Here is a 19,657-nt window from a genome sequence, read left to right on the forward strand (position 1 = left end):
TCTTCCGAGCATCGAACCGGTCGATGCTCCAGCTTCCGCCCGGTGCCGTGAGCGACTGGCATCTGTGCCAGCGCAGCGTTGTCACCGTAGCCGCAGCGAGACCGCGTCCACGTAGGTCCCTAGGCCGTTCGAGATGCCTGCGTCACGGAGCTCCAGTCGGGTTGTCTGGCCGGTCGCGGTGACGATATATGACTTCGTCGTCCAGCGAGTATCGGACAACCCCTCTCCGGACATCATCACTGTATCAAGATACCTACCGTCCCAGTGAATCTTCAGGATATTGTCGTTGGCCGGGGTGCCGGGGCGCGGCGAGAACGCGAGGGAGAGTGTGTAAGCTTGTCCTGGTCGAGTGGGGATGTCCTGGAAAATCGACGTGCTGCTGTGGCTATCAAGCTCTACGTGCTGGCTCCCGATATGCGGGCTACCAGCCACGTAGTCCTGGATCTCAATGTCTGCACCCCGCGCGAGGCGCCAGCCCGGAATGGAGTTGAACGTGCGCCACGTCTCGGATGCCAGGTGCGGCTCCTCGAAGCTGCCATTGACGATCAGCTCCTGCGCGAGCGCGGAAGCCTCCGAGCCTACAATCATACCGCTGGCGATCACTCCCACCATTCCAATCATTCCGACGGATTTTGCCAATTTCATCGACATGTTGTCCTCCTTTCGGGTGAAACCGACGAAAAGCAGGGGCATGCACCAACCAGGCCCCCCGAAGGAGCCATGGTGAGCCTTGGTTTGGCGCTGCTCTCGGTCAAGCAGTTGGCCGGTAGCCGGACAGGAAACCAAGTTGCCGGGCAAGAATGATCGTCACGGGCCGGGATCGAGGGGCGCGGGCGACGCCTCTACAACCAAAGCAGACTCGCCGTTGCTCTCGCCGAGGGCGCAAATCTCCTCGTCCTCGGGGATCAGGCAGCCCGCGCAAGAGCGTCGAGGGAGAACATCACCCCTCCGCCCCGCTCTTCCCTTCTTCACCGCCCTCCGCCTGCTTTGCCGCCTTCTTGCGCTTCGCGAGCCCCAGCCGGATCAAATGGTCCCGCCGCGTGATCACCGTCCGCGCCGTCTCCGACCAATCGTCGAACCAGGCGCGTAATGCCACGAGGTCCGCGCGCCGCGCGTCGGCCGTCGAATCGGCTTCTGCCTCGGCCGGCGCGCCCATCGCCTGCGCCGCTTCCACCAGTTTTCGGACGCGCTTTCGCTCATCCTTGGTGATTCCCCGTTTCGCCAGCGTCGCGAGCGCCGCGTGGTCCGCATTGCGCGTCGCTGTTCGCTCGGGCGCGCTCTCGAGCGCGTCGAGCCGATCGAGGAAGGTACGCACCGAGAGGACGGCGCCCGCGCCGACCTGCGCTTCGAGGCCATCGAATACGAACGCCGCCTGCGCCGGGTGCAATCGTTCGAGCGCGGCGCGGCTCACGCGAAAATTGGGTTCGTCCCAGGCGTCGAGCGCGACGATTGCTTTCTGCGCGTCCGTGTCGTCCGTCGAGGCAGCTTTCGGATCCCGATAACCCGAGACGCGATGCAGTAGCTCCCAGCCCTGGGCGTGCTCCTCGGACGAATAACCTCGCCCGGCGAGGGCCGTGCGAATGACGGCGGACGTGCCCACGCCGCGAAGAAAGGCGAGGACGCGGGCAGGGGTCTCTTCGAGGGTTTGACGGCTGAGGTGTTCGGCGTTGCTCATGAAGGTCTCCTCCATTCGGGGATGGTAGGAGTCACCCCGCTGTGGAAGCAACGCCCATGACGTGAGGGGGCCGACTTCTAAGCCGCGGAGCGGAAAAGGAGTGCCAACAGACCCACCACGGCCGCGGCCTCCGTGTTGAATCGCCGCGTTCCATCAGGTTGCTCCTTGGCCAAGACGGCTCCTGCCAGGAGACCGAAGCCGATCCCGCCGACGACAGCCACCGCGTCCTTTTCGGACCCGCTCATGGGCGCCCGCGTCGTGCCCGCGAGCGAAAGGCGCACGAGCTCCGCATCCCGTGTGCCGCGGATGCTGTTGCATCGCCCGTGCGCGATCATGAGGTTGTCGGGGTCGTCGTCGCCTCCAAAACTCTGAGGAACGAGGTGGTCCACGGTGACCGTCTCCTCGCCGAACGCTCCGGTGGGCCCATAAAACGCGACCTCCACGGGGTCGTGACAGAGATGGCAGTTGCCATCGGTCTTCGAGGCGATCTCCTCGATGTCTCCGTAACGTCTGCTGTGCATCGACGAACTCCTTTCGCCGGAGAGCCTGAACGATCTGGTGGGTCCAAACGGGACCCACCGCCCGGGACGGCGATGGTTCGTCTTCATGGTACATTGGCGTACATGCTCAAGGCAGCGGCGCGCTCTGGAGGGAGCCGGGTCGAGGACGTCGCCAAGAAGGTGTTGCGCCTGCTTCAGCGTGAGGAGTCCGTGCCGATCCAGCAGATGCAGCGCGGCGCAGGCGCCTCGGAGAAGACCATCAAACGAGCCATCGAGTGGTTACGGGATCGAGGCGCCGAGGTTCCGTACGTCGCAGCGCTGCGTGGGTACCAGCTCGTCGACCGCACGTTCAGCCTGCCGCTCACTGATCCCTCGAACGAGGATCTTCAAGCCATCCTCACCGCTGCCGGCCTGCTGCAGGAAGTGGGGCAGGGAGAGTGCGCGACCAGAGCATGGGCGCTGTTCCGGGGGCTTGCCGAGCGCGTCGGCGACGGGAAGAAGACCCCGATCAGGGGCGACGCTCTGCGCGTGACACAGCGCTCGGCGATGCTGCGCGAGCCCAGGTGGGTGCTCGAGCTTCTGCGCGCCGTCCGGCGCGAGGTCGTGTCGATCGAGTACCGGAGTCCATGGGCAAACGAGCTCAAACTGCATCGAATCGAGCCCTGGCAGGTTTGGCTCCACGACGGCGTGTTTTATGTCCGTGGCTACTCGCAGCTTCGTAAAGCGCCGCGTACCTTTCGGCTCGCCAACGTCACGAAACTGACCCGCCTGTCAAGCGAAAAACCGACGGCCGCGGTGCCGGCCGATCCGTGGAGCGAAGGCGACCCTCGCTACGGCATCGATGAAGATCGACCCGGGGTCGCGATTGTCCGTTTTCGTGGTCCTGTGGCTCGCTGGATCTCCGAGATACGTTGGCATCCCGAGCAGAAGGACGCGTGGGTCGCGCCCGACGAAGTCCTCGAACGCTGCGTTCCTTACCGGTCGGTTCGCGAGTTCGCGCGGCACCTGCTGGGCGTGATCGATGGCCTCGACGCCGTGGAACCCCCTGCGTTGCGGGAACGACTGGTCGAGCTGGCAAGTCAAGGCATCGCCAGCTTGACGCGGTCGGATGGCTCAGGGAGCAGCGGGTAGCGGATCGCGCCGCTACTTCGTCAAACGCGCGATCTCTTCCTTGATGAGCGTCTCGGCGAGGACGGGGACGACCTCCCACACGACACGCTCGACGACCTCGCGCGAGAGCGCGAGCACGCCTTCGATCTGCGCGGGCGTCAGGCCCATCTCTTCGAGGCGCGCGGCCATCTGACCACCGTTCACGGCGGCGGCGGCGGCCGTGCCGGGTTTGGCCGAGACATCCGTCTTGGCGAGCGCGGGCTCGGGCTTCGTGGCCGCGGGGGGCACGCCCGGGATCGCTGCGTTCACGCCGCCCGGGTTGCCCGGGTTGTAGAGCATCGTCTTGGCGCGCTGGGGCGGCGCGGCAGCTGCGGCAGCCGCGGCGGTCGGCACGGCGGCGGCGGGTTTGGCGGGGGCCGCGGGGACCGGGGTCGGCACGGCGACCGGCGCGGCGGCCTTCGGGGCCTCGGCCGGCTTCGCGGGCGACGCCAGCATCTTCTTGACCTTGTCGATCATCGCCGTGCTGTCGTACGGCTTGTCGATGTGGTCATCGGCCTGGGCCGCCGAGCCCTTGGCCTGATCGTACGGGTTTTGCTTGGACGACAGGATGAGGACCTGGGTCGCGGGCGAAGCTTGTTTGATCGCCTTGCAGAGGTCGTAACCGCTCTTGCCCTCGAGCGTGACGTCCGCGATCACGAGGGCAGGTTTCTCGGTCTTGAGCTTCTCCAGGGCCGCGTCGTGCCCATTGGCCGCCACGCAGCGAAACTCGGGACCCGCGAACGTGATCTCGAGGACCTTGCGCATGGTCACGCTGTCGTCGACGGCGAGGATGGTGCTGGCCACGGAACGGTCTCCTCTGGGGTAAAGCGCCGCTGGGGCTGTCTTTCGCGCTATCTTCGGTCTCGCGCGCGCAGCGTGTCAACAAGCCGGATGATTTTCCGCCGCGGGCGCCCATGCGGCGTTCGATGTCGAGCGCCCACGATCGAGCGTTGCTCTTGAAGAGCGCGGCGAGCATAGCGCAGTCGAGGCCCGCGAGGAAAAATCGAGCGGCGTATTCATGCGCGGCACGTCATCGTGAGCGCACGGTTGGTCCGCCATCCCGCCGATTTCCCGCATGTCCTCGCGCCCCCCGCCTCGCAACCGCCCCCGCGCCGCCCCGCGTGGTTCTCCTCGCACACCGCCGCCCGCCGGCCAGCCCGCGAGCTCGCTCGGTTCGCCCGACGCGACCTGGGTCGTCCCGCCCGACCTCGGGGGTCGACCGCTCGACGGCGTCGTCCGGACGCTCGCCGCGGTGTCCTGGTCCGACGCACGAAGGCTCATCGAGACCGGAAAGATCGCGGTCGACGGTACGCAGATCCTCGATCCGATGCGCAAGACGCGGGCGGGCGCGGAGATCACGCGGCACCCGCGCGCGCCGTCGCGCAAGGTCGCGCGGCTCGCGGAGCTCGGCGAAGAGCTCGTGGTGCACATGGATCCGGCTGTCGTCGTGGTGCGAAAGCCCGCGGGGATCTCGACGATCCCGTTCGGGGACGAGTCGCCCGAGGAGCGTGAAAAGACGCTCGACGCGCTCGTGCGTGATCTGCTCGCGCGTCGCGATCGGATCCGCGGGCGCGCGCCGCTCGGCATCGTGCACAGGCTGGACAAGGCGACGAGCGGGCTGCTCGTCTTCACGCGGACGCTCGCGGCGAAGAAGCACCTCACGCAGCAGTTCCGCGAGCACTCGGTGCGTCGTGTCTACCTGGCGATCGTGCACGGCGACATCGGCAAGCGGACGTTCCGATCGAGGCTCGTCGCGGACCGCGGTGACGGGCTGCGCGGATCGCTCGAAGAGGGTGAGCGTCGTGGTGAAGGTCAGCTCGCCGTGACGCACGTCGAGCCGCTCGAACGGTTGCGCGGCGCGACGCTCGTCGCATGCCGTCTCGAGACGGGACGCACGCATCAGATCCGCATCCACCTCTCCGAAGCGGGACATCCGATCGTCGGGGAGAACGTGTACGTGCGTAACTACGCGGGCCCGCGCATCGACGCGCCGCGGCTCATGCTGCACGCGGCGGAGCTCGGCTTCATCCACCCGCAGACGGGCGACGAGGTTTTTTTCGAAGAACCGCCGCCCCAGGATTTCGAGAGCGTCCTCGAACGACTGCGCGCGTCAGGATGAACCGCGTCGTCCGCCGAGCGCTTCGCTCATCGCGGTGGCCGTCGCGTCGACGAGGGGCATGACCTTCGCGTAGTCCATGCGCGTCGGACCGAGCACGCCGACGGTGCCCGCGACGCGTCCATGCTCCGTGTACGGCGCGACGACGAGGCTGAGATCACCCTCGCCGAGCTCACCGGCCTCGCTGCCGACGAACACCGTGACCGCGCCCGCGGCGATGACCTTGTCGAGCAGCGTGAGCAGATCCTCGCGCTCGGTGAGCGTGCGGAGGAGCTTCTTCAAGCGCGAGGCATCGGCGTACTCGGGCAGATCGATCAGCTTGCCCTGGCCCTCGATGACGACGTCCCCGCCGCGACGGTTCACGTCCGCGGTGGCGCGACGACCGAGCTCGAAGGCACGACGACGCAGGGCGTCGAGCGCGATGCGTTCGTCCGCGAGACGACGCGCGAAGAGGTCGCGTGCTTCGCCGAGCGATCGACCTTCGATGACGTCGGCGAGCAGGTTGTGGATGCGCGTGAGCTCCGGTTCGGCGGGGACCTCTTCGATCTGGATGAAGCGGTTCTCGACGGTGCCGTCGGAGAAGACGAGCACGGCGAGGAGCTGGCCGGGGCGTGTGGGGATGAAGCGGAGCTGCGAGAGCGCGCGGAGCTCGGTGCGCGGAGAGGCGATGACCGCGGCCGTACCGGAGAGCTCCGACAGGTAACGCCCGGCCTCGCGCATCGGGTCTGTCGCGACCGCGTAGATCTCGGCGAAACGTTGGCCGAGCTTGGCCTGTTCTTCGGGGCTGTAGGCGCGCGCCTGGACGAGCGTGTCGATGAAGAGGCGCAGCGCGCGGTCCGTCGGGACGCGCCCCGCGGACGTGTGGGGCTGCTTCAGGTATCCCGCCTCTTCGAGATCGGCGAGCACGTTACGGACAGAGGCTGCCGAGAGATCGAGCCCGTACTTACGCGCGAGCGTGCGACTTCCCACCGCCGCGCCTGTCGAGATGAACTCCGTGACGACGGCGAGCAGGATCTTGCGAGAGCGGTTCGTCAGGTCACTCATGATCGCATCCGTCCCTACGAGTTACCCGGGGTCGTCGTCTCCCTCCCCTGTGCTAGCTTGCTTCGCTTTTTGTAGGCCTGCTCGACGGAGAGGTCAAATCCGACCGACGAATCCCGGCCAGATTCCTCCAAGAGCCTCCGAAGTGCCGGATTCGTGCCCTTTTTTTAGGAAGATCGCCTTCCCGGTCGTCCAAGGAGCACCTTTCCCGCTCTGGCCTGCTTCCACCTTCAACGGAGCGCGCCCTGGATCCCGGCTTCCTGGTGCAGGTTCCCGGACACGCTCGCCCGCTCTGTCGCTATGGTAACCCGCGTGCTTCGTTCCCGTCGCAAGTCGTCCGCCCGACCGGCGGGCGCGTTCTTGGTCCTGCTCGTGCTCGCGCTCTCCTTCGCCGTGGCCGGCTGCCCTTGCGCCGGCACCGTGGTGAACGCGAACCCGCAGCTTCGGTGGTGGCTCTTCTCGAACTTCGGGGCGAGTCGGATCTGCCCGGAGATGCTCAAGCTCGGTGTTCCTTTGAAGACCGACTCGGCCTCGCCGGCGATGGGTCGCTTCTTCCCGATGACGTGCAGCTACACCGTCGATGACGCGCGTCAGACGGTGGCGGTGAGCTTCTCGGGGACGGGCTACGGCTACATGAACCCGGCCAAGCGCGTCGGGTTCTCGGCGTCGACGACGATCGAGCTCCGGCCGGACTTCGCGATCGCCGACGAAGACATCTACGTGTGGGGGCGGCTCAACCGCATCATCTCGGGGCCGGACTTCCGCGTCGGGTACATCGAGAACGCCGCGTTCAACGTGGCCTCGAACATCCCGCCGTTCGGCACGCTGACGAACTTCTTCGGCAACCAGGTGATGACGGGCGAGTTGACGCGCGGCTTCACGGTCGTCGCGAACGAGGACCGCGGCAACGAGTTCACGCTCGGGACCCTCACGCCGCCGAACAAGCCCATCAAGCCGTTCAAGGTGCAGGACGACGAGCGCTTCACGTTCGCGAACGAGAGCGTCGACATCCACGGCAACGCGCGCGACTACCTCGGCCCCTTCGAGGTCGCCTCGGGGCAGTCGCTCTACCTGACGATGAGCGTGCAAGGGCCGACGGTCGACGTGATGATCGTGAGCAAGATGGTCGGCGATCCGTGGCGCGAGGGCTACCAGACGGGTCAGCCGCTCGGGCCCGCGCCGGGGCCGGTGCTCGGCGGCGCGCCGCTCGCGCCGGGGCCGGCGCAGACGCGCAAGTTCGGCCTCGCGCCGGGGCTCTACTACGTGGTGCTCGACAACACGCAGTACGCGGGCCTCGTGGCTCCGCCGGTGCAGGTGTTGAACCCGCTCTACGATCCGGTCGCGCGCGTCAGCTACGTCGCGCAGGTCGGCGAGTAAAACCTCGGCCCCTCTCCCTCGCAGGAGAGGGGCGCGCCCCTCACGACACCTTCTTCTGACAGTCGGCGCAGGTCCCGTACATCTCGTGCTTGTGCGAGCTGACCTGGAAGCCGTAACGACGCGCGACCTCGTCCTGCAGCGCCTCGATGCGCGGCTCCTCGAACTCGACGATCGTGCTGCAGCTGATGCAGATCAGATGATCGTGGTGCGCCTTCGCGTCGTCGGCGAGCTCGTAACGGCTGAGGCCGTCACCGAAGCGACGCTCGGAGGCGACGCCGCACTCGGCGAGAAGCTTGAGCGTGCGGTAGACGGTCGCGTAGCCGATGCCCTTGTCGCGGGCGCGGACCTCGGTGAGGAGATCTTCGATCGTCATGTGCGACGCGCCTTCGAAGAAGGTGTCGACGATGAGCCGCCGCTGCGCGGTCGAGCGCAGTCCCTTTTTGGCCATGTACGCCTGGAGTCGAGCCCGCAAGCGATCCACGGCGGCCCTGTCCAGGGTCACGGCTTCCTCCCTCAGGCTCGCGACCATGGCGTCATTTATCCCGTTCACGTTTGCGTGCGTCAAGGGGCGCTTGGGCCGTTTTCCCACGTGTGTCCTCGCGTCGTTCCGGACTCTCGCACGCGATCGAGCGCTCGCACGTGCAAAACCGCCATCGCTCCCCCGAGCAGCGAGGCGAGCGGCGCATACGCCGGCGGAAGAACGCCGAACGCCACCGCGATCGCCCCGACGAGCGCAGGCAGAACGGCAATTGCCAGGCCCACGCGCGCTTCGAGGCGCGCGCGGTGCGCGATGGCAAGCGCGAGCGCGGCGTCCCGCACGTCGTCCGAGGCGAGCGAGACGGAAAGATCCCCCGGCGACGAGCCCGCCGCGCCAAGCGCGACCGCGACGTCCGCCGCGCCGAGCGCGCCTTCGTCGACGCCCGGATGACCAAGAACCGCGACGGACATGCCCGCGTCGATGAGCCGGCGGACCTCAGCCGCGCGTTCGGTCGGCAAGACCTCAGGGCGAATGTGGTCGACGTCGAGCGAGTGGCCGATGGCCTCGCACGTCTCGCGCGCGTCGCCCGACATGATCACGGGCTCGATCTGCGCGTCGAGTAGATGTTGCACCGCAGCACGCGCGCCCGGGCGGAGGCCATCCTGCAAGCCGAGGATGCCGACGAGGCGCGCGCCGACCGCGACGAGGACGACAGTGCGTCCGAGGGCCTCGAGCTCGGCGATGCGTTGCTCGGCCGCAGCGATGGAGATGCGGTTCGCGAGAAGGAGCGCGCGGCTGCCGACGCAGAGGTCCTCGCCCGAGCTCGTGACGGCCGTGACGCCGAGGCCCGGGACATGATGCGCGTTGCGCACGCCGTCGGGGCGAACGGAGCGGGTGACGGCAGCGCGCACGATCGCGGTGGCGATCGGGTGCTCTTCGCCGCGCTCGGCGCCGGCCGCGAGGGAGAGGACGTCGAGCGGCTCGAGTTTGCCGCCCGGAGCTTCGAGCTCCGCGAGCTCGGGCTCGCCGAGGAGGAGCGTGCCGCGCGCGCAGAAGACGGCGACGTTGACGCGCGCCGCGCGGTCCCACGCGCCCTCGCTCTTGTACGCGATGCCGCGGCGCTGCGCGTGCAGGATGCCACGCGCGACGTGCACGCCGGCGACGCCCGCGATGAGCGTGGTCGCGAGCGCGGCGTGCGATGCGACGGCGGTCATCGCGATCTCCACGTAGGTGCGGCCGCCGGCGATGAACGCGGAGAGCGCGCCGGTCACGAGCGCCGCGAGCGCCCAGCGCTCGGCGAGGGCCCGCGAGGCGCGCGCGATCGGAGCGAGGGCGTCGGCGCGGCGGCGTGGATCGAGCAGGACACGCGCGAACGCGCGGTCGTTGCCGGCGAAGGTGCAGGTGCCGCGCAGCCTGCCGCGCACGACCTTCGCGCCCGCGACGACAGGCTCACCCGCGCGCCTGCGCACGGGCGTGGTCGCGCCGAGCCAGGGCAGGACGAAGACCTCGCCCGAACCGACGACGAGATCGACGGGGACGACCTCGCCGGGCTCGACGAGGATCTGCTCGCCAGGGCAGAGGTCGAAGACTTTGTTCTTGGCGATCTCGCCGGTCGCGCCGTCGTCAGGCGCGCGCCTGCCCGGCACGGCGAGCGATTGCGCGACGAAGGCGCGCTCGGCGAGAGACGCGTGCCGCGCGCCTTCGAGCAGCCACGCGCCGACGGCCGTCGCCGTGACGATGATGCCGGCGAGCGAAGCGGCCTCGGCGCCGAGCGAAGGATGGGCGCGGAGCGCGGCGAAGGCGGCGAGGAAGAGCGAGAGGATCGAGGGCGCGAGGATCGGCGCGGGATGCGGATCGGAGGGCTCGCGCGGGGTCGTGGCGGCGCGGCCGACCAGCATGCCGGCGCCGACGGACGCGAGCACGATGCGCGCGCCGATGACGAGGGCCGCGTCACCCGCGAGGCCGAGCGCGACCGCGAGCGTGCCGGCGATCGTGGCGATGACGAGCAGGAGCGCGCCGATGTCGCGCGCCTCGGGCACGTCGATGCGGGAAGGCTCCTCGGTGTGGATGGCGTGCGCGATGGGTTCGACGAGGGTCCTGTCGTCGAAGGGCGCGGGCGGCTCGGGGAGCGCGGCGTCGCTCGAAGCGGGCGCGTGAAAAGGGACGATGGGCGCGTCGATGTTGCCGCGCGCGAGCTCGGGCTCGGACCGCCGGGGCGCGAAGAAGGAGAGCGGGACCCGCGCCGCGCGCGTGTTCTCGGCTTCACCGGGGGGCTCGCCGAGGAAACGGGCGCGGCAGGCGTGTCGATCGCAGAAGAAGTGGAACTTGCTGTCGAAGATCGCGACGTGGCCGGCGCGCAGCGGATCGAGCAGCTTGCCGCACCCCGAGCACGGCACGGGATCGGCGACGGGTCCGAGTGCTCGCAACGTCGAGCCTCAGCCTGCCGCGCCGCCGCGGCCGACAGCGTACGGCGGCGGGCCGAAGCCCGGCCCGAGCGCGGCCCATTCGAGCAGCGCCTTGCTCGTGTGCAGCCGCGACTCGACGGCGTCCCACACGAAGCTCCGCGGGCCTTCGAGCACGTCGGCGTCGATCTCCTCACCGCGATGCGCAGGCAGGCAGTGCAGCACCACGACCTCGGGTGACGCGAGCGAGACGAGCTCCTGCGTGATGCGGTAGGGCGAGAGCGCGCCGATGCGGTACTCGCGCTCGTCTTCCTGACCCATGCTGACCCACACGTCCGTGAGCAGGACGTCGGCGTCCTTCGCGGCCTCGCGCGCGTCGCTCGTGACCGTGATGCGACCGCCGCGGGCGCGCGCCTCCTCGACCTCGGGCAAGGGCGGGGCGAAGGCGGGCGGCGTCGCGAGCGTGATGTCGAGCTTGAGCAGGCCCGCGGCCTCGATCCACGAGCGGGCGACGTTGCTCGCGTCGCCGACCCAGCAGATGCGCAGGCCCTCGAGCCGGCCGCGCGCCTCGCGTGTCGTGTGCAGATCGGCGAGGACCTGCATCGGGTGCGCGTCGTCGGTGAGCGCGTTCAGCACGGGGGCGCGACATGCGCGGGCCATGGCCTCGAAGCGCGCCGTGGTGCTCGTGCGGTACGTGACGGCGGAGACCATGCGGCCGAGCACGCGCGCGGTGTCCTCGGTGGGCTCGCCGCGGCTCATCTGCGTGGAGTCGGGCGTGACGATGATCGGGTGGCCGCCGAGCTCGTAGGTCGCGACCTCGAGCGAGAGACGCGTGCGGGTCGAGGGCTTGTCGAAGAGGAGGGCGACGGCGTGGCCGGCGAGCGGCCGCGGATGTTCGGCCTTGCCTCGCACGCGGGCGAAAAAGGCCGAGCGATCCAGCATGGCGGTGATGCCGCCGTCCCCGAGGTCCGAGAGTCGAATCAGATCACGCTTCACGGCTTCATCTCCGAGAGCACACGGCCCGTGATGGCGATAGCTTCGTCGATCTCGGACTCGTGCACGACGAGCGGGGGCGTATAGCGGAGCGTGCTCGCGCCGGCGACCGTCAGGAGCAGGCCCTCTGCGCGGGCGCGGCCGAGGACGGCGCGCGTGTCGACGCCTTGCGCGAGCGTGAGGCCTTGCAAGAGGCCGCGGCCGCGTTGTCCCGTGCAGAGCGTGGGGTGCTCCTTCGTGAGCGCCGCGAGGCCCTCGGCGAGGCGCTTTCCCTTGGTGACGGCGCCTTCGACGAGCTTCTCCTCGTCGAGGACGGTGAGCACGGTGCGCGCGGCCCGCGACGCGAGGGCGTTCCCGCCGAACGTCGAGCCGTGCGTGCCTGGCGTGAGCGCGCCGTTGAGGCGCTCCTTGATGAGGAGCGCGCCGATCGGAAATCCGCCGCCGAGGCCCTTCGCGAGCGCGATCGCGTCGCCCTCGACGCCATCGTGTTGCGTGCCGAGGAAAGCGCCCGTGCGGCCGATTCCCGTCTGCACCTCGTCGAGGCAGAGGAGCGCGCCGTGCTCGTCGCAAAGACTGCGCAGGCCGGGGAGGAAGCCTTGCGGCGGCGGGATCACGCCACCCTCGCCTTGCACGGGCTCGACGAAGATCGCCGCGACATCCGGGCCCATGGCGGCCTTCACCGCGTCGAGATCGCCGTACGGAACGTGCGTGACGCCGGCGAGTGGCGGGCCGAACCCTTCGCGGTACTTCGGCGTACCGGTGAGCGCGACGGCGCCCATCGTGCGTCCGTGAAACGCGTTGTCGAAGGCGATGATGCGGTAGCGATCGGGCTCGCCTTTCGAGAAGAAGTACCGACGCGCGAGCTTGAGCATCGCCTCGTTCGCCTCGGCGCCCGAGTTGCAGAAGAAGGCGCGGTCCATGCCGCTGCGCTTGCAAAGCTCGTCGGCGAGGCGCGCGTTCTCGGCGTTGTAGAAGTAGTTCGACACGTGCATCAGCCGCGCGGCCTGTTCGGCGATGGCGGCGACGAGACGCGGGTGCGCGTGGCCGAGCGAGCAGACCGCGACGCCGGCGCAGAAGTCGAGGTAACGACGTCCCTCGGTGTCCCAGACCTCGGAACCCTTGCCTCGATCGAGGACGAACGGGGCCTGGCGGTAGTTGCCCACGAGCCTGCGCTCGGCGAGGGGAAGGAGGTCTTCGGGTTCGAGCAGCTCGGCGATGGGGCTCTCGGCTCCGTATGCGGGGGCGAGGGTCATGCGAGGCGATCTACGCCGACCGCCCCGCCGGGGCAAATGCCACGCGCGGCCCGCGCGAGGCAGCTCGGCCTGTCAGGTGGGGTGGCCCCGTTGCCAGTCGATCTTGGGAGGTTATAGTGGCCCGCACCCATGTCCGAAGCCGAGTCCACGACGAAGTCTGCCCAGGATCCGAACGGTCAAAACGGCGAAGCGACGAACGGCGAGCAGCCGTCGGCCGCGGCGGAGCCCTCGGCTCCTCCGACGCCCACGGCAGAGCAGCGCCTCGCAGACGCCTTGGCCGAGGCCGCCCGGACGCGTGATCAGCTCCTCCGCACGGCGGCCGATTTCGACAATTTCCGCAAGCGCTCGCGGCGCGAGGTCGACGACGCCCAGCGGCGCGGCCGAGAGACCACGGTGAAGGAGCTCCTTCCCGTCTTCGACAATTTCGAGCGCGCGCTCCTCCACGCCGAGGGCTCCGCCGACGCGAAGGCCGTGGCCGAGGGCCTGCGGATGGTGCTCAAGCAGTTCCTCGATACGCTGGAGAGGATGGGGATCCAGCGCGTCGTCGCAACCGGTCAGCCCTTCGATCCCGCGCAACACGAGGCCATCCAGCACCTCGAATCGCCCGAGCATCCGGCCGGTGTGGTCCTGCACGAGGTGCAGCCCGGATATCGCATGGGGGACTACCTCGTCCGTCCGGCGATGGTCGTCGTCTCGAAGGGCCCGCCCGGCGGCGGCGCGGCCACGGCGAGCTGATCTCCCGCGGACGGCACGCAAAACCCGGGCTCGTGGTCCACCGAGGACCATCGTTCGCCGCGTCTTTGATATCCTCGCCCCCGCCATGGGAAGGATCGTCGGCATCGACCTCGGGACCACCAACTCGTGCGTGGCCGTCGTCGACGTGGCGTCGGCTTCGTCGGTGCACGACGTCAAGGTGATCCCCAACGCCGAGGGCGCGCGGACGACGCCCTCGGTCGTCGCCATCGTCGCGAGCGGCGAGCGGCTCGTCGGGCAAGTCGCCCGCAGGCAGGCCGTGACGAATCCGCAGAGCACGGTTTACGCGGTCAAACGGCTGATGGGGCGCAAGAGCGACACGCCCGATGTCGAGCGCGCCGCCTCGCTCGTGCCGTACCCGATCGTGCGGGCGCCGAACGGCGATGCGTGGGTCGACCTCCGCGGCAAGGCGTACTCGCCGCCCGAGGTCAGCGCGATGATCCTCGCGCAGATGAAGGAGACCGCCGAGCGCTTCCTCGGCGAGCCGGTCACCGAGGCGGTGGTCACGGTCCCCGCGTACTTCGATGACGCGCAACGGCAAGCGACGAAGGACGCGGGCAGGATCGCGGGCCTCGAGGTGCGACGCATCATCAACGAGCCCACGGCGGCGGCGCTCGCGTACGGGCTCGACAAGATGGCCGCGGGCGCCGAGACGATCGCGGTCTACGACCTCGGCGGCGGCACGTTCGACATCTCGATCCTCGAGATCAGCGGCGGCGTCTTCAACGTGAAGGCGACGGGCGGCGACACGCACCTCGGCGGTGAGGACTTCGACGGGCGGCTGATGGACATGCTCGTCGGCGAGTTCCAGCTCGAGTTCGGCGTGGATCTGCGCACGGACCGGATGGCGATGCAGCGCTTGAAGGAGGCCGCGGAGAAGGCCAAGCACGAGCTCAGCTCGTCGCTCGAGACGCAGATCAACCTGCCCTTCATCGCGGTCGGACCGGACGGCGCGCCGCTCCATCTCGAACGATCGATGCCGCGCAACGAGCTCGAGATGCTCACGCAGGACCTCGTGGAGCGCACGATCGAGGTCTCGCGTGACGTGCTCCGAGATGCGCAGCTCTCGCCGAGCGCGATCCAGACCGTGGTGCTCGTCGGCGGCATGACGCGGATGCCGGCGGTGCAGGCGGCCGTGAAGGAGCTCTTCGGCAAGGATCCGTGCAAGGGCGTGAACCCCGACGAGGTCGTGGCCGTCGGCGCGGCGCTCCAGGCGGCCGCGCTCTCGGGGCAGGCCGACGAGATCCTCCTGCTCGACGTCACGCCGCTTTCGCTTGGCGTGGAGACGGGCGGCGGCATCATGACCAAGCTCATCCCGCGCAACACGACGATCCCCACCTCGCGCGGCGAGATCTTCACGACGAGCCTCGACCGGCAGACGTACGTGCCGATCCACGTGCTGCAAGGCGAGCGCGAGATGGCCGGCGACAACCAGAGCCTCGCGCGCTTCGACCTCACGGGCATCCCGCCCGCGCCGCGCGGCGTGCCGAAGATCCAGGTCGTCTTTCACATCGACGAGGATGGGATCGTGCACGTCGAGGCCACGGATCTCGGCACACGTCGCGCGCAGAAGGTGCGCGTCACGCCGACGAGCGGGCTCGCGTCGTCGGAGGTCGAGCGGCTCGTCGGCGAGGCCGAAAAATTCCGCGAGGAAGATACGAAGCGGCGTGATCGGGCCGAGCTCAAGAACCAGTCCGAGACCCTGCTCTACACGACCGAGCAAGCCATCGAGGCGTACGCCGAGCTCGTCGACGCGGCGACGCTCTCCCGCGCGCGCGAGGGCTGCGTGATCCTGCGCAAGCTGCTCGACGAGGACGCGTCGAGCAGCGACCTGAAAGGTGCGTACGGCAGGCTCGAGGCCGCGGCCTATCTCCTCTCGGAGGCGATCTACGGCGGCAGCGCCGGCAGTGCGTGAGCGCGGATTTCGGCTTGGTTTGGGGTCCCCCGGTACGAGCGAGGTGGTAGGATTCGGTTCCGCCGCGGGCATGCTCGGGGGACGAACTTGGAGAGACAGTTCGGGCGTTATGTGCTCCTCGAACGGCTCGGCGCCGGGGGGATGGCCGAAGTCTGGAAGGCGAAGAGCTTCGGCGCCTTGGGCTTCGAAAAGACGCTGGCGCTGAAGCGCATCCTGCCGGAGCTCGCGCGCGAGCCCGAGCTCATCGAGATGTTCGTGCACGAGGCGAAGCTCTCGGTGCGGCTCTCGCACGCGAACATCGTGCAGGTCTTCGACCTCGGCCGCGTCGAGCAGGAAGACGAGCCGCCGGGTTACTACATCGCGATGGAGTACGTCGCGGGGCTCGATCTCGCGACGCTGCTCGCGCGATGTCGACGGACGAAGACGCGGCTGCCGTTCGGGCTCGCGGTGTTCGTCGCGGCGGAGGTGGCGAAGGCGCTCGACCACGCGCACCGGAGGCGCGACGAGCAAGGAAAACCGCTCGGCATCGTGCACCGCGACGTCTCGCCGCAGAACATCCTCGTCTCGTGGGAAGGCGAGGTGAAGGTCACGGACTTCGGCATCGCGAAGGCCAAGGGCCTGATGCGCGAGGACGAGCCGACGGGCGGATCGGTGCTGCGCGTCCGCGGAAAACTCTCGTACATGAGCCCCGAGCAGTCGCTCGCGCAGCCGCTCGACGGGCGCAGTGATCTGTTCTCCCTCGGCACGGTGCTCTACGAGCTCGTCGCGGGGACGAACCCGTTTGCCGGCGCGGGGGACGCCGAGACGCTGCGGCGTGTGCGCGCGGCCGAAGCGCCGCCGCTCGAGATCGCCCGGCCCGAAGTGCCGCGGGAGCTCGCCGCGATCGTGCGACGCCTGCTCACGCGTCGGCCCGAGGATCGCGTGCACGATGCTGGTCGGCTGCACGAGCTGCTCCTCGGGTACTTCTATGCGACCGGGGATCGTTTTGGCTCAAACGATCTCGCGGAGCTCGTCGCGCCGTTCCAGGACGAGGCGAGGAAGGCGCCCGAGATCGAGGCGGGCTCGGTGCTCGGGGACCCGCAAGGCACGGAGCAAGAGCGCACGCCGGTCGAGGTGCCGACGACGTCGGCGTCGGTGAAGGTCGTGGCGGAGAACGTCGCGACGGCGAATTTCGTGGAGCCCGTGGGCGAGCGGCGCGAGGGGACGGTGCTCGTCGTCGCGGCGACGTGCCGCATCCCAGCGCTGCCGTTCGAAGTGGAGGGCGCGCGCGAGGTGATCACGCGGTACGGCGGGGTGATCCTGGAGCAGGAGTCCGCGCAGATCGTGGCGCTGTTTGGTCTCGAAGACGCGGACGGGCGCGACACGGAGGCGGCCGTCCGCGCGGCGCTCGTGATCCTTCGTGCTCAAAAGGGTCGCGGCGCGTCGGCGGGTGTGCACGTGGGCCGCGTGCTCGTGGATGCGCGCGGCGTGCCGATCGTCGAAGCGCGGCTCGGGACGCTGGTCACGCAGGCGCAGGGGCTCGCGCGCGCGGTCTCGGAGCAGGTCGCGGTCTCGCACCCGGCGGCGCGGATAGTGCGCGCGGCGTTCGCCTTCGACGAGCTGCCGGGCGGAGCAGGCTCGGTGCCGGAAGGCGGACGCGTGATCAGCTCGGCGCGGCCGCCGATCGGGGCGAGCGGCAAGTTCGTCGGTCGTCAGGAAGAGCTGCGCCGCATCGGCGAGATCCTCGCGGCCGCGACCCGCAAGCGCGCGCAGGTGATCACGGTCCTCGGCGAGAAGGGCATCGGCAAGTCGCGGCTCTGCGCCGAGATCGAGCGGCGGCTCGGGCGTGGCAACTGGTCCGTGGGGTTTTACGCGGCGAGTTGCCCGCCGAGCGGAGCGGAGCTTCCGTGGAGCGGGCTGCAGGCGATGCTGCAGGTGCTCTGCGGCGTGCAGGAGGGCGACGGCGAGCAGGCAATCCTCGCGACCTTGCCGCGGCTCCGCGCGCTCGGTCTGCAAGAGGAGGAGTCGTCGGCGGTGCTGCGTCAGCTCGGCGCGCGGCTCGGGGATCGTCCGTCGCGCCCCGTGGGCGGGATGGGGACGGCGCTGCGCGCGGCGTTCACGCGCATGGTGCACAAGCTCTGCGAGGATCGGATCCACTGCTTCGCGTGGGACGACGCGCAGGCGATGGACGCGGCGACGGCGGAGGCGATCGCGAGCGTGGCGAGCCGCAACGAGGGCGCAGCGTCGAACATCCGTGCGGTGTTCATGCTGGCGACGCGCACGGCGCCGCCAAGCGTGCTCTTGCCGCTCGCTCGTCATCACGTGGTCGCGCTCGGTCCGCTCGGCGCCGAGGAGAGCGAGCGGCTCGTGGCGGAGCGGATCGGCGTGCGCGCGGCGCCCCGCGAGCTCAGCGCGTTCTGTCGCGAGCGCGCCGCGGGGCATCCGCTCTTCATCGAGGAGCTCTTGAAGGAGCTCGTCGACGCGCGCGCCGTGGAGGTCGAGGACGGCCGCGTTCGCTTGCGGCTCGACGGCGCGCGGGCCGTGCCACGCGCGCTGCGCGCGCTCATGGAGGCGCGCGTGAGCCGCCTGCCGCAGCGTGAGCGTGGAGCGCTGAACGCCGCGGCGATCCTCGGCGATCCAGTGCACACGCAGGTGCTCGCGGCGCTGCTCGGCGAGAGCTTTTCCGTCGTCGATCGAGGGATCGGCGAGCTCGTCGCGCGCGGCTTTTTGCGTGCGGCCGGCGCCGCGGAGGTGAGCTTCCCGTCGCCGATGCACGGCGAGATCGTCCTCGACACGATCCCGCACGAGGCGCGGCGTGATCTGCACGGCAAGGCGGCCGAGGCGTACCGCGCCGTCTTCGGCCACGAGGTCGCGGAGGCGCACGGCGAGCGCGTCGGGAACCACCTCTACCACGCGGGCGATCGCGACCGCGCCGCCACGTTTTATGCACGCGCGGCCTCACGTCGCGTGCGCCTTTACCAGCTCGAGCCCGGCATCCGCCTCCTGCTCCGCGCGATCGATCTCGCCGACCTCGATCGGCGCCCCGCGACCGAGATCGCGGCATGGCTGCGTGAGCTCTGCGTTGCGGTCCTGCCCGTGCGGGCGGCGCCCTCGCTGGAAGATCTTTCCGCGAGGGCGCTTCGTCGCATCGATACTGCGGGCACGCTCGAACAACGTGTCGCGGCGCGGGTCGACGTCGCGCGCGCGCTCGGCGCCGTGAACCGCTTCGATCGGGCGTACGCGGAGATCGACGTCGCGTTCAAGCTCGCCGCGGAGAACGACGAGCTCCAGCGTCGCGCCCTTGTCGCGGAGATCGATCTCGGCGCGCGGAGCGGTGACTTTGCCCGCGCGGCGCGCGCCGCCGACCGGCTCGAAGCCATGGGGCCGGCCGAGGATCCGCGCACGCTGCTCGCCATCGCCCACGTGCGCGCCGCGACCGGCGTTGCGGCGGCGGCGTTGCTCGCGATCGATCGCGCCGAGGCCAAGAGCCCGATCGGTGACCTCACGCTCGCGAGCGAGCGCGAGAAGGAGCGCGTGCTCGTGTACGCGTTCATGCGTGATTTCCGCGCCGCGGCCGAGGCTTCAGCGCGCGCTGTCGAGCTCGCTCGTGCCGCGGGGCTACGCGCCGAGATGGCGGCGTCCTTGCACAACCTCGGCGACACGACGCGGCGCCTCGGCGACTTCCCACGCGCCTACGCCACGCTCACGGAGTCCCTCCAGATCGCCGAGGAGGCAGGCTACGAGCGCATCGCTTCCTTGAACCGCGTCCACCTCGCCTACCTCGACGGACGGAGCGGCAAGCCCGGGGCCGAGACGCGGATCCGCGAGCTCGTGAAGTACGCGGAAGCGCGCGGCTACCACGCCGATGCGCTCGAAGGACGCTCGCTCCTCGCTTCGCTGCTCGCCGAGGGGGGCGCGCGTGACGATGCGCAGCGAGAGCTCGAGCTCGTGCTCCGCATGGCCGACGCCTACGGCAACGGCTTCATCGCCGACGACGCGCGCGAGGCACTGGCGCGGCTCGGCTAG

15 protein-coding genes are annotated in these 19,657 nt (G+C 69.6%); 6 read left to right on the forward strand and 9 right to left on the reverse strand.

Features of this window, described 5'->3' with window-relative positions:
- Positions 1-81: 81 nt before the first annotated feature.
- The 3 genes from KEG38_RS06930 to KEG38_RS06940 all read right to left on the reverse strand — a co-directional run bounded on the left by KEG38_RS06930 (position 82) and on the right by KEG38_RS06940 (position 2,196).
- Complete coding sequence (locus KEG38_RS06930) at positions 82-651, reverse strand: DUF642 domain-containing protein (protein ID WP_272418274.1); 570 nt, start codon at positions 649-651, stop codon at positions 82-84.
- 289 nt (positions 652-940) lie between these two features.
- A complete protein-coding gene (locus KEG38_RS06935) occupies positions 941-1,675 on the reverse strand; it encodes a hypothetical protein (protein ID WP_272418275.1) in 735 nt (244 codons plus the stop codon).
- Positions 1,676-1,752: 77 nt separating this feature from the next.
- Positions 1,753-2,196 carry an HNH endonuclease gene (locus tag KEG38_RS06940; protein WP_272418276.1) on the reverse strand — a complete coding sequence of 148 codons (444 nt, stop codon included), beginning with the start codon at positions 2,194-2,196 and terminating at the stop codon, positions 1,753-1,755.
- Between the two features lie 102 nt (positions 2,197-2,298).
- On the opposite strand from KEG38_RS06940, the gene KEG38_RS06945 reads away from it, so the two are divergent.
- Positions 2,299-3,306, forward strand: a complete 1,008-nt coding sequence (locus tag KEG38_RS06945; protein ID WP_272418277.1) for a helix-turn-helix transcriptional regulator — start codon at positions 2,299-2,301, stop codon at positions 3,304-3,306.
- Positions 3,307-3,318: 12 nt separating this feature from the next.
- Here the strand turns inward: KEG38_RS06945 and KEG38_RS06950 are convergent, their stop codons facing one another.
- Positions 3,319-4,128, reverse strand: coding sequence for a response regulator transcription factor (locus tag KEG38_RS06950; RefSeq protein WP_272418278.1), 810 nt, complete (start codon positions 4,126-4,128; stop codon positions 3,319-3,321).
- A 271-nt stretch (positions 4,129-4,399) separates the two neighbouring features.
- On the opposite strand from KEG38_RS06950, the gene KEG38_RS06955 reads away from it, so the two are divergent.
- A complete protein-coding gene (locus KEG38_RS06955) occupies positions 4,400-5,443 on the forward strand; it encodes an RluA family pseudouridine synthase (RefSeq protein ID WP_272418279.1) in 1,044 nt (347 codons plus the stop codon).
- On the opposite strand, the gene hrcA is transcribed toward KEG38_RS06955, so the two are convergent.
- A complete protein-coding gene (gene hrcA / locus KEG38_RS06960; protein WP_272418280.1) occupies positions 5,435-6,484 on the reverse strand; it encodes a heat-inducible transcriptional repressor HrcA in 1,050 nt (349 codons plus the stop codon). The two genes, KEG38_RS06955 and hrcA, sit on opposite strands and share 9 nt — an antisense overlap.
- 309 nt (positions 6,485-6,793) lie before the next feature.
- On the opposite strand from hrcA, the gene KEG38_RS06965 reads away from it, so the two are divergent.
- Positions 6,794-7,858: a hypothetical protein gene (locus KEG38_RS06965; protein WP_272418281.1), complete on the forward strand. Its 1,065-nt coding sequence runs from the start codon at positions 6,794-6,796 to the stop codon at positions 7,856-7,858.
- A gap of 40 nt (positions 7,859-7,898) precedes the next feature.
- On the opposite strand, the gene KEG38_RS06970 is transcribed toward KEG38_RS06965, so the two are convergent.
- From KEG38_RS06970 to KEG38_RS06985, 4 genes are read right to left on the reverse strand one after another with little or no spacing between them, the layout of a single operon-like run.
- Entirely contained in the window at positions 7,899-8,360 is a 462-nt protein-coding gene (locus tag KEG38_RS06970) for a transcriptional repressor (RefSeq protein ID WP_308215602.1), read from the reverse strand.
- A gap of 59 nt (positions 8,361-8,419) precedes the next feature.
- Positions 8,420-10,762 (reverse strand): HAD-IC family P-type ATPase, encoded by a 2,343-nt coding sequence (locus KEG38_RS06975; RefSeq protein ID WP_272418282.1) that lies wholly within the window; start codon positions 10,760-10,762, stop codon positions 8,420-8,422.
- 9 nt (positions 10,763-10,771) lie between these two features.
- On the reverse strand, positions 10,772-11,734 hold the full coding sequence (gene argF, locus KEG38_RS06980; protein ID WP_272418283.1) for an ornithine carbamoyltransferase: 963 nt from the start codon (positions 11,732-11,734) through the stop codon (positions 10,772-10,774).
- Positions 11,731-12,984 carry an aspartate aminotransferase family protein gene (locus KEG38_RS06985; RefSeq protein WP_272418284.1) on the reverse strand — a complete coding sequence of 418 codons (1,254 nt, stop codon included), beginning with the start codon at positions 12,982-12,984 and terminating at the stop codon, positions 11,731-11,733. Before KEG38_RS06985 ends, argF begins: the two co-directional genes overlap by 4 nt.
- Positions 12,985-13,113: 129 nt before the next feature.
- On the opposite strand from KEG38_RS06985, the gene grpE reads away from it, so the two are divergent.
- The 3 genes from grpE (at position 13,114) to KEG38_RS07000 (ending at position 19,657) form a co-directional block, all read left to right on the forward strand.
- The gene (grpE, locus tag KEG38_RS06990) at positions 13,114-13,719 is read left to right on the forward strand and encodes a nucleotide exchange factor GrpE (RefSeq protein WP_272418285.1); all 606 of its coding nucleotides are present in this window, start codon (positions 13,114-13,116) and stop codon (positions 13,717-13,719) included.
- Between the two features lie 85 nt (positions 13,720-13,804).
- Positions 13,805-15,652, forward strand: a complete 1,848-nt coding sequence (gene dnaK, locus KEG38_RS06995; RefSeq protein WP_272418286.1) for a molecular chaperone DnaK — start codon at positions 13,805-13,807, stop codon at positions 15,650-15,652.
- Between the two features lie 87 nt (positions 15,653-15,739).
- Positions 15,740-19,657, forward strand: a complete 3,918-nt coding sequence (locus KEG38_RS07000) for a serine/threonine-protein kinase (RefSeq protein WP_272418287.1) — start codon at positions 15,740-15,742, stop codon at positions 19,655-19,657.

This window comes from Polyangium jinanense (assembly GCF_028435265.1).
Classification (GTDB): Bacteria; Myxococcota_A; Polyangia; order Polyangiales; family Polyangiaceae; genus Polyangium; species Polyangium jinanense.